The organism is Kribbella pratensis (genome assembly GCF_004366075.1).
GTDB lineage: Bacteria > Actinomycetota > Actinomycetes > Propionibacteriales > Kribbellaceae > Kribbella > Kribbella pratensis.
The window spans coordinates 1,787,820-1,800,792 of record NZ_SODU01000001.1 but is presented as its reverse complement, the minus strand read 5'-3'; the positions used below and the strand labels follow the sequence as shown (position 1 = coordinate 1,800,792).

Below are 12,973 nucleotides of genomic sequence, written 5' to 3'. Positions count from 1 at the left end.
CGCTGCCATGATGGGAGGCATGACGGACAACGCGGGCGTGGCGGACGCCGTAGCGGCCCTGCGGGCGATCGGGTACTACCTCGAGCGTGACCGGCAGCCGACGCACCGGGTGAAGGCGTACCGGCGGGCGGCCGACACGATCGCCGCGTTGCCGGCCGCCGAGGTACGGGCGCGCCGCCGCGCCGGGACCCTGACCGAGCTGCCGGGGATCGGGCCGAAGACCGAGGCCGTGATCATCGAGGCGATGGACGGCAAGACCCCGGCGTACCTGGTCAAGCTGGAGGGTGACGCGGGAGAGCTGACCGGCGCGGGCAAGGACCTCCGCGCCGAGCTGAAGGCCGACCTGCATCTGCACTCCGAGTGGTCCGACGGCGGCAGCCCGATCGAGGAGATGGCGCGTACGGCGCATCGCCTGGGCCACTCGTACATCGCGCTCACCGACCACTCGCCGCGGCTGACCGTCGCCAACGGGCTGTCCCGGGAACGGCGGCTGCAGCAGCTCGAGGTCGTTGCCGAGCTCAACAAGAAGCTCCAGGACGAGCTGGACGGCTTCACGATCCTGAACGGTATCGAGGTCGACATCCTCGACGACGGCTCGCTGGACTGCGACTCCGAGATCCTCGCCCGGCTGGACGTGGTGGTGGCCAGCGTCCACTCGAAGCTGCGGATGGCCTCCGAGCCGATGACCGAGCGGATGGTCCGCGCGATCGCCAACCCGCACGTGGACGTCCTCGGTCACTGCACCGGCCGGCTGATCACGGGCGGCCGCGGGACGCGCCCCGAGTCCGAGTTCGACGCCGAGGTGGTGTTCGAGGCGTGCCGCCAGTTCGGTACGGCGGTCGAGATCAACTCCCGTCCCGAACGGCTCGACCCGCCGAAGCGGCTGCTCTCGATGGCGGTCGAGATGGACTGCGTGTTCTCGATCGACACCGACGCGCACGCGCCCGGCCAGCTCGACTGGCAGGTCTACGGCTGCGAACGCGCCGAGGACTGCGGTGTGTCGCCCGACCGCGTCATCAACACCTGGGACCAGCAGAAACTCCTGGAATGGACGGCGTCATGAGTGATCTGGAGCAAGATCCGGTTGAGGTTGTCGGGACTGGCGACTGTGAGGGGCCCGCGCTGGAGATGCTCGAGGCGCGCGACGTCGTGCTGGGGCGGACCACGAAGGTACGTCGGCTGCTGCCGAACAAGAACCGCCGGATGGTCGGCGCCTGGTGCTTCGTGGACCACTACGGGCCGGAGGACCTGGCGCAGCGCGTCGACTCGTACGACGTACCGGGGGAGCGTGGCATGCAGGTCCCGCCGCACCCTCACACGAGCCTGCAGACGGTGAGCTGGCTGTTCGAGGGCGAGATCGAGCACCGTGACAGCGTCGGATCGCACGCGCTCGTCCGCCCGGGTGAGTTGAACATCATGACCGCCGGCAACGGCATCGCCCACTCCGAGGTCTCGACCCCGGACGCCCCGCCGAGGCTGCACGGCGCCCAACTGTGGGTCGCCCTGCCGGACGACGTCCGTACGACGACCCCACCCGCCTTCAACGCGTACGCCGATCTGCCGCGGCTCGGCCTCGACGGCGCGCAGGTGACCGTGATGATCGGGACCGTCGCCGGTGTCACGTCACCCGCCCCGGCGTACACCCCGCTCGTCGGCGCCGATGTCACGATCGAGCCGGGCCGCACTATCTCGCTCCCGCTGACACCGTCCAACGAGTACGCCGTCCTCGCGGTCGACGGATTGCTGACGGTCGGGGAATTGACGCCGGGCTTCGGCGAGATGACCTACCTCGGCGCCGGTCGCGACGCGATCGAGCTCGTCGCCTCGAGCAATGGTGTGCGGTTCCTCCTGCTCGGCGGTGAACCGTTCGAGGAGGAGCTGGTGATGTGGTGGAACTTCATCGGCCGCTCGCACGAGGACATCGTCGCCGCGCGGGACGCCTGGCAGGCCGCCATCGATGCTGGGGGCAACGACAGGTTCAGCATGGTCCCCGGGTACGACGGCGATCCGCTGCCTGCTCCGCCGCTGCCCGGGACGACGCTCAAACCGCGACCGCGGTCGCGCTGACCCGCCGCCGGTAGTACGCCCAGGTGACGACCAGCAGTGCGGGTCCCCAGAGGTTGAGCGGCAGGTAGCAGGCCATCATCAGTACCTTCCAGCCCGTGCCCGAGAACGGGATGAAGTGGTCGGTGAACGCGTCGCGGAACCCGAAGGTCCAGATCGCGATCAGGGACAGCGATCCCAGGACGGCGGGCACGATCGCGGCGTACGGATGGACGCGCCGGCCGCCGATGAACGGGATCCAGCGCGGCGCGACCTCGCCCCACCGACTGACCAGGCCCAGCGCGGTCAGCGCGACCAGCTCGGACACGATCGACAGCGAGACGACGTACACCCTTTCGCCGATACCTCCGAGCAGGGCGGGGTTGCCGTTGTCGTCCAGCATGCCCATCGACGAACCGAAGACGAGACCCAGCCGCCAGAGTCCGGACGGCAGGGTCAGGAACGGGATCGCGTGGGCGAGGACGTAGGCCCAGCGGGGGACGGGACGCTCAGTTGTGCTCACGTTCCGAGCATCCGGCCTACCGCCCCGGCGCCGCCTCACCCGTCGGAGTGAACCTGCTCCCTCCGAGGACCGATCCCTTGTTCCAGTACGTCGAACGCCCGGTCGATGACGGCCACCTGATCGCGGCGGACCTGCTCGACGTCGTCGCCGGCCACGATCCGGCCGACCGGGGTCCGGAAGATCGTGGTGATGGTGGCGGTCAGCAGGTTCGCGACCAGGCGCGCGGAGAACTCGTCGCCGGTCTCTTCGGCCAGCACGCCGGCCAGCATGTCGCCGATCTCGTGTTCCTGCTCGATCATGCGGGCCATCAGAGCGGGGCTGGACTGCAGCACGCTCCAGAACCCGTGCACGCCCGCGATCGCACCGGACAGCGGGTGCCCCGCAGCAAGCAACTCGTGGTGATAGCGGCGCATCGCGGTGGTCACCGGTTCGCCGGCAGGCCGGTCGCGGACGACGGCCTCGAGTTCACGGAGCCGGTCGAGGTGCCGGTCCAGGTACAGATCCTCTTTGCGCGGGAAGTAGTTGAAGACCGTCATCTTGGACACACCGGCCGCCTCGGCGATCTCGGCGACCGTCACCGCGTCGAACCCGCGGGTCACGAACAGGCCGGTGGCCACGTCCGCGATCATCCGCCGGGTCGCCTGCTTCTTGCGTTCCCGCAGTCCTTGCTCCGCCATGGTCAGAATTGTACTGGACCAAATTTTATACTCGGTCTAAGATTTCGCCATGGACAACAAGGACGTGGTGATCGCCGGCGGCGGGCCGGTCGGACTGATGCTGGCCTGCGAGCTCGCGCTGGCCGGAGTCGGCGTACTGGTCGTCGAGCGGCTGCTCGAGATCGACCCGACGATCAAGGCCGGCTCGATCAACGTGCCGACCGCCGAGGCGTTGTACCGGCGCGGGATGCTGCCGGCGCTGCAGGAGCACCAGCGGCTCGCATACGAGCAGATGAAGGCGTTCCGCGGCGGGAAGGCGCCGAGCGGTCCGCCGCCGGCCGGGCACTTCGCCGGGATCATGGTCAGCTCCGCCGGGGTGGACTTCGCGGATCCGGACTTCCGCGATGCCGGTCCCGCGGTGTCGGTGGTCGCGGTCGGGCAGCAGGCGATCGAGTCCGTACTGGGCGCGCGGGCCGCCGAGCTCGGCGTCGAGATCCGGCGTGGGGTGGAGGTCACCGGCTTCGACGCCGACGACGAGGGCGTAACGGTCCAGTTGAGCGCCGGCTCGGTGCGGGCGGGCTGGTTGGTCGGCGCCGATGGCGGCCGCAGTCTGGTACGCAAGCTGGCTGGGTTCGACTTCCCCGGTACCGAGCCGGCGATCACTGGCCGGCAGGCGATCGTGGAACTCGAAGGCGCCGAGGGCCTGCGCCGCAGCTGGAACTACACCGAGACCGGGCTCTACGCGCACGGACCGGTTCCCGGCAGGGTGCTGACCGTCGAGTTCGACGGCCCGCCGGAGGACCGCGACGCACCGATCACCGCCGACGAGATCCAGGGCAGCCTGCGCCGGGTCACCGGCGTCGACGTCACGGTCACCCGCCTGCTGTCGGCGACGAGGTTCACCGACAACGCACGGCAGGCCACGACGTACCGCATCGGACGCGTGCTGCTCGCCGGGGACGCGGCACACGTGCACTCACCCTTCGGCGGTCAGGGCCTGAACCTCGGGATCGGTGACGCGGTCAACCTCGGCTGGAAGCTGGCTGCGACGATCCAAGGCACCGCACCCGCGGGTCTCCTCGACACCTACACGACCGAACGGCACCCGATCGGCGAGTGGGTCCTGGACTGGACGCGCGCCCAGGTCGCCTTGATGCGCACGGATTTCCGGACCTCGGCGTTGCGCAGCGTGGTCAAGGACTTGCTCGAGACGTCGGGCGGTACGACGTACCTCGCGAAGAAGTTGTCCGGTGTTCTGCATCGCTACCCGATCGAGGGCACGCACGAGCTGGTCGGCTCGGGTGCGCCGGACTTCAAGTTCGCGGACGGTACGCGGCTGGGGGAGCACCTGTTCGACGGCAAGGCGCTGCTGCTGGACCTGTCCGATTCGGCGCAACTGCGCGACCTCGCATCCGGGCGGGTCCGCGTGCTCACGACGAAGTACGACGGCGATCTCACCGGCGTGCTGATCCGGCCGGACGGGTACGTCGCCTGGGCCGCCGCGGACGGCACCGCGACGGGACTGGATGAAGCGTTGTCGACCTGGGTGGCTCAGAGCAGGTCGTGATCGCGGGCATACGCCGCGGCCGCGGTCCGGGACGGTACGTCGAGCTTCGCGAAGATGTTGGTGAGGTGCCGGGCGACGGTCTTGTCGCTCAGCACCAGCCGCTCCGCGATCTCGGCGTTGCTGTTGCCCACCGCAACCAGTCGCAGGACCTCGAGCTCGCGTGCGGTGAGACCGCCGGTGCTCTCGGTGTGCAGCAGCCGCTCGACTTCCTGCCGCGCAGGCACGACGCCGAGTTCGGTGAAACTGTGGCAGGCGGCCTTCAGTTCGGTGGTCGCAGAGTCCTCGTCCCCGAGCAACCGGAACGACCGTCCGACCAGTACCTTCGCCCGCGCCACCTCGTACGGGGCCTGCAACTCGTTCCACAACTGACCGGCAACCCTTGCCTGACGCAACGAGCGGTCCGGGTCGCGGTCCTGCAGCGCGACCAGCGCCAGACAGTACGCCGCCGACGCCCGTAGCCCCGCGCAGCCGAAGCTGTCGGCGATTGCCGACAACTCCTCAGCCGCCGACGAGGCCTCGTCCACGGCCTCGCCGGCGAGCAGGACCTCGACCGCGCCCGCGAGCAGCCGCGAACGATGCACCGGATCGCCGGTCTCCGCGAGCAGACGCCGTACGGCGGCAACCGCGGCCGCGGTCCGGCCACGGGCCAGCAGGAGCAGCGCCCGGCCCGGCTGCGGTTCGTGCCCGTACCCGGCCGCTTCGTCGTACGCCGCCTGCGCCGCCGAAAACTCGCCGCAGATCCGCAGTACGTCGCCCTGCTCGGTCAACGCGAGGCCGGCCGCGACCTGGGATCCCGCGGCCGCATACCGGCGGCAGGCGGCGTCGAACTCCGCCAGCGCCTCCGGGTACGCCGCGTGCAGGCGCAGGATCTGACCGCGATGGACCGCGCACTGCCCGGTGAACGGCACCAGGTCCGGCTGACTGTCGCACCAGCGCGTCAGCGCCGTCGTCCAGGCGGACGCACGAGCGAAGTCCAGTACCTCCTGGCAGGCCTCGATCATCGCGCAGTACACGTTGCCCGCGAAGATCGGCGAGAGCTCACCGGCCGCGACGGCGACCATCGCCTCGTCCAGCAGGGCCAGGCCCTCCGGCACCCGGCCGGAGTACATCAGCAGCCGGCCTTTGCAGACCAGGCTCTGGGCGAGCAGGTCGGGATCGGAGTGCCGGCGGGCGATGCCGATCATGTCCTCACTCACCGCCAGAGCGCCCGGGAAGTCACCGCTGTCCAGGCACCGGAAGAAGTCGTGGACGCGGAGGTAGCCGCGTTCCAGTACGTCCTCCGGCTGGTCCACCAGCAGGCGGTGGGCGCGGGCGGCCCAGCCACTGCCGACCGCCACCTCGCCGCGGACGTTGAGGACGAGCGCCAGCCAGAAGGCGAACCGCACCGCGCCCAGCACGTCGCCGGCGTCGATGCGCAGCCGGTAGCCGCGCTGCAGGGCGCGGATGCAGCCGTCCGTGTCACCGAGCAGGAACGCCGCCGTGGCCAGCGTCATCAGGTCTTCCGGGCCGAGGGCGGTCCCCGGCTCACCGTCCGCCATGGTGAGCCGGTCGTACGCGGCCGCCCAGTCGCGGCGCTCGAACGCCGTCCGGGCCCGCTGTAGATCGTCGACAATCCCCATCACATGCCCCCACTCGCGAGCATGCGCCTGTCGGTCACGCGGCGGCAAGACTCCGGTCCGTCCGGGACCGGGCCGCGATGTGTTTGGCGACGTACCCGGCGTCCCGCCCGACACCGGGCAGCACCATCGAGCTGAAGGAGTACTGGAAGGACAGACCGCAGAAGAACAGGCCTGGCGCGTCCGCGACCACGCCGCGGAACTCGCGTGGCCAGCCGTCGGGCCCGATCACCGGCGCCTTGATCCAGTCGAAGACCTGCTGGAAGCCGGTCGCCCAGACGACGTTGGCCACTTCGAGTACGCGGCCGTCCGCGAGCACGGGCTGCCCGTTCCGGGCGCCGGTCACCCGGTCGTGCACGCGCTCGACGCCACGCTCGAGCAGGTCCGCCCGCTTCACCCGGATCATCGGGCCGCCGTGGAACCGGATCTCCTCCATCGCCGACTTGCCGATCGGCGACCGGCGCGTGACCAGATGCCGTCCGACGAACAGGAACACCGGCCAGAAGATCGCCTGACCGCGTGCGCCGGGACGGAACGGCATCTGCCCGGGATCGCGACCGCACAGGATGGTGTCGTGGGTCTGCGCGACCTCGTACGCGACATCGGTGCCGGAGTGTGACGCGCCGACCACGAGCACCGGCCCGTCCTTGAGCTGCGCCGGCCGCCGGTACTCCGACGAGTGCAGTTGCCGGATCGCGGGATCCAGGTCGACGGCGAAGTCCGGGAGGTACGGCGTACGCCCGAAGGTGCCCGTGGCGACGACGACGTTGTCGGTCGCGATCCGCTCCGTGCCGGTGACCACGATCCAGCGGCCGTCGAGGCGCTCGAGCCTTTCGACCCGGGTGTTGTGCCGGATCGGCAGGTCGAAACGGGTCGAATACGCGGCGAGGTAGTCGGCGACCTCGTCCTTGGTGGGGTAGTTCCACGGATCGCCCGGAAACGGCAGCCCGGGCAGGCCGTCGTACTTGGCGGGGGAGTAGAGCCGCAGGCTGTCCCACTGCGCCCGCCACTGGTCGCCGACCCGGGCGTTGCCGTCCAGGATCGTGAACGGCTCCCCGAGCCGTTGCAGGTGGTAGCCGGTGGCGAGTCCGGCCTGTCCGGCGCCGATGATGATGGTGTTCATGTCAGAACCTCCCTGACCTCCCTGACCTCGCGCCGGTGCCTGTGGAACTGATTGTGGAAGCGCAGCCACCACAGCAACATCAGCGCGGACGTCACGACGTAGAAGCCGTGCAGGAACCAGATCGGTCCTGGCGGCAGGTGCACCACGTAGATGCAGTGGACGGCGTTGCCGACGTTGGCCAGCACCAGGTTGGCCGGGCTGTACGACGCGAGGTCGCGGGTCCGGATCGCCCGGACCACCATCGGCAGGGCGCTCGACGCGAAGAGGATGGTGGACATCGTCCCCGCGAGAAGAGCAACGCTTGCGCCAGTCATGTCACTGACGCTAGGTCTCCCGGGCCGCCGTCCGCGTCGGACGGAATGCGCAACTCGCGAACGGTGCGACTACGACGTTTCTCGTACGTCGGCACTGTCCCGGACGTCGGTGTGCCGCCGGATCCACGGTGCCAGCGCGAAGACGACGACCGCGACCACGATCGTCACGACCGCGAGGCCACCGAAGTACGCCGTGTCCGACGCATCCTCGGTCGCCTGCACGAGCTGGGCGGTGATCGCCTGACCCGCTGCCGGGGCGAGGAACCACAGCGCCATCATCTGGCTGAGGAACGCACGCGGCGCGAGGACGGTCGTCGCGGCCAGGCCGACCGGGGAGAGGAACAGTTCGCCGAGAGTCTGGATCACGTACACGGCCACCAGCCACAGCGGCGACGCGAGGTTGTCCCCGGCAACCGACGAGGCGAGCGCCATCACCGCGAACGAGATGCCGGCCAGCAGCAGCCCGGTCGCGAACTTCTGCCCGATCGACGGCCCGCGGTCGCCGAGCCGGATCCAGATCACCGCGAACACCGGCGCCAGCACAACGATCGAGAACGGGTTGACGGACTGGAAGAACTCCGGCGAGATCTCGATCCCGAACAGGTCCAGTTGCGTCCGGCTCGCCGCGAACGTCGTCAGCGTGGTCGCGGCCTGCTCGAACAGCATGAAGAACAGCATCGCCGCGACGAACAACGGGATGTACGCGCGGACCCGCTGCCGTTCGACCGGCGTGACCAGCGGGCTCCGCAGCAGCATCACGAAGTACGCGATCGGCGCCAGGAAGCACACGTACGAGATGGCGTCCACGACCGGCCGCGGGCCGACGCCTCCGGATCGCCAGGCCGACCAGGCGAACACCACACCGAGCAACGCGACGACCGCGGCCGAGACCTTGATCATCGTCGGCCGGTCGGCTGCGGTCAGTGGGTTCGGCGGGGTGTCGCCGCGGCCGTGCAGGGTGCGCCGACCGAGCAGGTAGGCGACCAGCGCCAGCGTCATACCGACCGCGGCCGCCGCGAACGCGACGTGGAACCCGAACTCGCGGCGCAGGAACCCGACCACGAACGGCGCCGAGAACGACCCGATGTTGATCCCCATGTAGAAGATCGAGAACGCCGAGTCCCGTCGCGTATCGCCTTGCTCGTAGAGCGCGCCGACCATCGTGGACACGTTCGGCTTCAGCAGTCCGGTGCCGAGGGCAACCAACGCGATCCCGGCGTACGCCGGTCCGGTCGACGGCAGGGCGAGACACAGGTGGCCGGAGACGATCACGGTACCGCCGTACAGGACGGTGCGACGGGCACCGAACACGCGGTCCGCGAACCAGCCGCCGAGGACCGACAGCAGGTAGACCGAGGCGCCGTAGATCGACACCACTGCCTGCCCGAGTGACTCACCGAGGCCGAGCCCGTGCGCCTGGTCGGTCAGGTACAGCAGCAGGATCGCGCGCATCCCGTAGTAGCTGAACCGCTCCCACAGCTCCGTGGTGAACAGCGTCATCAACCCGCGAGGATGACCGAAGAAAGTCTTCTCCTCCGCGATGTCCTGTTGCGTTCCGGACACGCTCAACTACTCCCCGTCGTCGACAAACGGTCAGCGCCGACGGTAGCAAACCCGGCTCAGAGCTCGATCCAGTAGCGGCGGGTGCGGCCCAGCCAGGTGTCGCGGACGTCCTCGAGTACGCCGCCGTTGCGCTCGATCGTCCGTGCGGACGCGACGTTGCCGTCGTCGCAGGTGATCAGCACGCGGTCCATTCCGCGCTCACGGGCGCTGTCGAGTACGGCGCCGAGCGCCCAGGTCGCCAGCCCGCGACCTCGTGCCGACGGGCGTACGCCGTACCCGATGTGCCCACCGCCCTCGAACAGCTTCTCGTTGAGCGCGTGCCGGAGCGTGATCGCGCCGAGGTAGGTGCCGCCGTCAACGATCCACCAGTACGTCGCAGGCACCCGCTCCGGCGTGACCGGGATGCTGTCGTCGCTCTGCTCGCCCAACCGCTGCGTCCACGCGGCGAACCCGTCGACTGTGCTCAGGTCGTCGGCCTCCCACAACCCGGCCCCGTCCTGATGGGTGTCGCCCCACTCGCTCGCAGACTCCATCCAGGAGTCGCGCAGTTGGACGGTCGGCTCGATCAACTCAGGCATGTGCCGAGGGTAGGGCCGACTCGCCGTGCGGCCCCAGCGAATATGCGGCGGGCCGCCCACCCCGGATGGGGTGAGCGGCCCGTTGGCGGGTGGTCGGCGTCAGGCGCCGGCGCCCTCCTGCTTGACGCCGGCGACCGCGGTCGGGTCGTCGATGCGGTACTTGCGGGCCGCCTCGGCGGCGACCTCCGGCTTCACGTCACCGCGCTTGGCGAGGATCTCCAGTGCGGCGACCACGATCGACTCGGCGTCCACCTGGAAGTGGCGCCGGGCCGCGGCCCGGGTGTCGGCCAGACCCCAGCCGTCGGTCCCGAGCGACGTGTAGTCGTTCGGCACCCAGCGGGAGATCTGGTCCTGCACCGCGCGCATGAAGTCGCTGACGGCAACGACTGGACCCTTGGTGTCCTTCAGTTGCTCGGTCACGAACGGCACCTGCTCCGGCTCGTCCGGGTGCAGCAGGTTGTGCTGCTCGGCGGCGACGGCGTCCCGGCGCAGTTCGTTCCACGAGGTCACGGACCAGATGTCCGCGGCCACCGAGTACTCCTCGGCGAGGATCTGCTGGGCCTTCCGCACCCACGGCAGCGCGACACCGGACCCGAGCAGCTGCACCCGCGGTACGTCGTCACCCTCGGCGGTCTGGTACTCGTCGAAGCGGTACATGCCCTTGAGCAGCCCCGCGACGTCGAGGTTCTCCGGCTCGGCGGGCTGGGGGACGGGCTCGTTGTACACGGTGAGGTAGTAGAAGACGTCCTCGCCGAACGGCTTGTCCTTGTCCAGGCCGTAGCCGTACATGCGGCGCAGACCGTCCTTGACGATGTACGCGACCTCGTAGGCGAAGCCCGGGTCGTAGTGCACCGCTGCCGGGTTGGTGGAGGCGAGCAGCGGCGAGTGACCGTCCGCGTGCTGCAGTCCCTCGCCGGTCAGCGTCGTACGGCCGGCCGTCGCACCGACCAGGAAACCCCGGCCGAGCTGGTCGCCCAGCGCCCAGAGCGAGTCACCGGTCCGCTGGAACCCGAACATCGAGTAGAAGATGTAGAACGGGATCATCGGCTCGCCGTGCGTCGCGTACGCCGTACCCGCCGCGATCATCGAGCCCATCGCGCCGGCCTCGCTGATGCCCTCGTGCAGCAGCTGGCCCTGCTCGGACTCCTTGTAGGACAGCAGCAGGTTGCGGTCGACGGCCTCGTACTGCTGCCCGTGCGGCGAGTAGATCTTGGCCGTCGGGAACATCGAGTCCATGCCGAACGTGCGGTACTCGTCCGGGGCGATCGGGACGATCCGGTCGCCGATCTCCGGGTCCTTCATCAGGTCGCGGAACAGCCGGACCAGCGCCATCGTGGTCGCGACCGGCGAGTTGCTGCCCTTGGCGAGCGGCTTGTAGACGTCGTCACCAGGCAGCTTGAGCGAGGTCTTCGGGGCCACCCGCCGCTGCGGCAACGATCCGCCGAGCTGCTTGCGCCGCTCCATCATGTACTGGAACTCCGGCGAGTCGGTGCCGGGGTGGAAGTACGGCGGGTTGTAGGCGTCCTCGAGCGCGGAGTCGTCGATCGGCAGGTACAGCCGGTCCCGGAACGCCTTCAGGTCGTCCGAGGTCAGCTTCTTCATCTGGTGGGTCGCGTTGCGGCCCTCCAGCGCCTCGATCGTCCAGCCCTTGATCGTCTGGGCCAGGATCACGGTCGGCTGCCCGACGTGCTCGGTCGCGCTCTTGAACGCGGCGTACACCTTGCGGTAGTCGTGACCGCCGCGGGGAAGCTTACGCAGATCCTCGTCGGACAGGTTGCTGACCATCTGCTGGAGCCGCTGGTCGCCGCCGAAGAAGTTGTTGCGGATGTACTCGCCGGACTCGACCGAGTAGGTCTGGAACTGGCCGTCCGGCGTGGTGTTCATCTTGTTCACCAGCGCGCCGTCGTGGTCCTGGGCGAGCAGGTTGTCCCACTCGCGGCCCCAGATCACCTTGATCACGTTCCAGCCGGCGCCGCGGAAGAACGCCTCCAGCTCCTGGATGACCTTGCCGTTGCCGCGCACCGGGCCGTCCAGCTGCTGCAGGTTGCAGTTGATCACGAAGGTGAGGTTGTCGAGCTCCTCGCGCGCGGCCAGGCCGATCGCGCCGAGCGACTCCGGCTCACCCATCTCGCCGTCACCGAGGAACGCCCAGACGTGCTGCTGGCTGGTGTCCTTGATGCCGCGGTGGTGCAGGTACCGGTTGAAGCGCGCCTGGTAGATCGAGTTCAGCGCGGCCAGACCCATCGAGACGGTCGGGAACTCCCAGAAGTCCGGCATCAGCCGCGGGTGCGGGTACGACGACAGCCCGTTGTGCGGGCCGCGGGAGACCTCCTGGCGGAACCCGTCCAGCTGGTCGGTGGACAGCCGGCCCTCCAGGAACGCCCGCGCGTACATACCCGGCGAGGCGTGTCCCTGGATGAAGATCTGGTCGCCGCCGCCGGGGTGGTCCTTGCCGCGGAAGAAGTGGTTGAAACCGACCTCGTACAGGCTGGCGGCCGACTGGTAGGTGGCGATGTGGCCGCCGACCTCCAGGCCCTTGCGGTTGGCCTTGCTCACCATCACGGCGGCGTTCCACCGGATGAAGGCCCGGATCCGCCGCTCGATGTGCTCGTCGCCGGGGAACCAGGGCTCACGCTCGGGCGGGATCGAGTTGATGTAGTCGGTGCTCCGCAGTGCGGGCACGCCGACCTGTCGCTCCCGGGCGCGCTCGATCAGCTTGAGCATCAGGTAGCGCGCTCGCGCCTTGCCCCGTTCGTCCAGGACCGCGTCGAGCGATTCGACCCACTCCCGTGTCTCGTCGGGGTCGATGTCGGGGAGCTGGGTGGGCATCCCCTCGGTGATGATGGCTGGTGGTTCGTGTCCGGAAGCCACGTTGTCCTGCCGTTCTCTCTGGTTGTCTTCACTGCAATCCTGTCACCTGTTCGGTATGCGTTCTACTTCGCCTTCCCTTCCGGCCCGATTCCGGGCGGCCGCGCCGGATCTCAGCGGAC

Annotated in this window: 11 protein-coding genes; 3 read left to right on the top strand and 8 right to left on the bottom strand. The window is 69.3% G+C overall.

Going from position 1 to position 12,973, the window contains the following annotated elements; genetic code table 11:
- Nucleotides 1-19 precede the first annotated feature (19 nt).
- Together EV137_RS08535 and EV137_RS08530 are read left to right on the top strand one after the other, a co-directional pair.
- Entirely contained in the window at nt 20-1,063 is a 1,044-nt protein-coding gene (locus tag EV137_RS08535; RefSeq protein WP_202870843.1) for a PHP domain-containing protein, read from the top strand.
- Nucleotides 1,060-2,067, top strand: a complete 1,008-nt coding sequence (locus tag EV137_RS08530; RefSeq protein ID WP_134127645.1) for a pirin family protein — start codon at nt 1,060-1,062, stop codon at nt 2,065-2,067. The genes EV137_RS08535 and EV137_RS08530 overlap by 4 nt, the downstream gene beginning before the upstream one ends.
- On the opposite strand, the gene EV137_RS08525 is transcribed toward EV137_RS08530, so the two are convergent.
- A complete protein-coding gene (locus EV137_RS08525) occupies nt 2,042-2,566 on the bottom strand; it encodes a hypothetical protein (RefSeq protein WP_134127643.1) in 525 nt (174 codons plus the stop codon). The genes EV137_RS08530 and EV137_RS08525 overlap by 26 nt on opposite strands.
- Nucleotides 2,567-2,601: 35 nt before the next feature.
- Nucleotides 2,602-3,243, bottom strand: coding sequence for a TetR/AcrR family transcriptional regulator (locus EV137_RS41745; RefSeq protein ID WP_134127641.1), 642 nt, complete (start codon nt 3,241-3,243; stop codon nt 2,602-2,604).
- A gap of 49 nt (nt 3,244-3,292) precedes the next feature.
- On the opposite strand from EV137_RS41745, the gene EV137_RS08515 reads away from it, so the two are divergent.
- Entirely contained in the window at nt 3,293-4,789 is a 1,497-nt protein-coding gene (locus EV137_RS08515; RefSeq protein WP_134127639.1) for an FAD-dependent monooxygenase, read from the top strand.
- Here the strand turns inward: EV137_RS08515 and EV137_RS08510 are convergent.
- From EV137_RS08510 to aceE, 6 genes are all read right to left on the bottom strand, one after another.
- The gene (locus tag EV137_RS08510; protein ID WP_133999628.1) at nt 4,774-6,408 is read right to left on the bottom strand and encodes a helix-turn-helix transcriptional regulator; all 1,635 of its coding nucleotides are present in this window, start codon (nt 6,406-6,408) and stop codon (nt 4,774-4,776) included. The genes EV137_RS08515 and EV137_RS08510 overlap by 16 nt on opposite strands.
- A 34-nt stretch (nt 6,409-6,442) precedes the next feature.
- Complete coding sequence (locus EV137_RS08505; protein WP_134127637.1) at nt 6,443-7,528, bottom strand: flavin-containing monooxygenase; 1,086 nt, start codon at nt 7,526-7,528, stop codon at nt 6,443-6,445.
- Nucleotides 7,525-7,842, bottom strand: a complete 318-nt coding sequence (locus tag EV137_RS08500; protein WP_133999622.1) for a hypothetical protein — start codon at nt 7,840-7,842, stop codon at nt 7,525-7,527. The genes EV137_RS08505 and EV137_RS08500 overlap by 4 nt, the downstream gene beginning before the upstream one ends.
- 69 nt (nt 7,843-7,911) lie before the next feature.
- Complete coding sequence (locus EV137_RS08495; protein ID WP_134127634.1) at nt 7,912-9,405, bottom strand: peptide MFS transporter; 1,494 nt, start codon at nt 9,403-9,405, stop codon at nt 7,912-7,914.
- A 56-nt stretch (nt 9,406-9,461) separates the two neighbouring features.
- Nucleotides 9,462-9,983, bottom strand: a complete 522-nt coding sequence (locus tag EV137_RS08490; protein ID WP_134127632.1) for a GNAT family N-acetyltransferase — start codon at nt 9,981-9,983, stop codon at nt 9,462-9,464.
- A 99-nt stretch (nt 9,984-10,082) separates the two neighbouring features.
- Nucleotides 10,083-12,854 (bottom strand): pyruvate dehydrogenase (acetyl-transferring), homodimeric type, encoded by a 2,772-nt coding sequence (gene aceE / locus EV137_RS08485; protein ID WP_133999614.1) that lies wholly within the window; start codon nt 12,852-12,854, stop codon nt 10,083-10,085.
- Nucleotides 12,855-12,973 lie beyond the last annotated feature (119 nt).

Bases quoted from the DNA above. Each gene is read 5' to 3' on its own strand.
- EV137_RS08535 (WP_202870843.1), top strand. From the start codon at position 20: ATGACGGACAACGCGGGCGTGGCGGACGCCGTAGCGGCCCTGCGGGCG.
- EV137_RS08530 (WP_134127645.1), top strand. From the start codon at position 1,060: ATGAGTGATCTGGAGCAAGATCCGGTTGAGGTTGTCGGGACTGGCGAC.
- EV137_RS41745 (WP_134127641.1), bottom strand. From the start codon at position 3,243: ATGGCGGAGCAAGGACTGCGGGAACGCAAGAAGCAGGCGACCCGGCGG.
- EV137_RS08515 (WP_134127639.1), top strand. From the start codon at position 3,293: ATGGACAACAAGGACGTGGTGATCGCCGGCGGCGGGCCGGTCGGACTG.
- EV137_RS08510 (WP_133999628.1), bottom strand. From the start codon at position 6,408: ATGGGGATTGTCGACGATCTACAGCGGGCCCGGACGGCGTTCGAGCGC.
- EV137_RS08505 (WP_134127637.1), bottom strand. From the start codon at position 7,528: ATGAACACCATCATCATCGGCGCCGGACAGGCCGGACTCGCCACCGGC.
- EV137_RS08500 (WP_133999622.1), bottom strand. From the start codon at position 7,842: ATGACTGGCGCAAGCGTTGCTCTTCTCGCGGGGACGATGTCCACCATC.
- EV137_RS08490 (WP_134127632.1), bottom strand. From the start codon at position 9,983: ATGCCTGAGTTGATCGAGCCGACCGTCCAACTGCGCGACTCCTGGATG.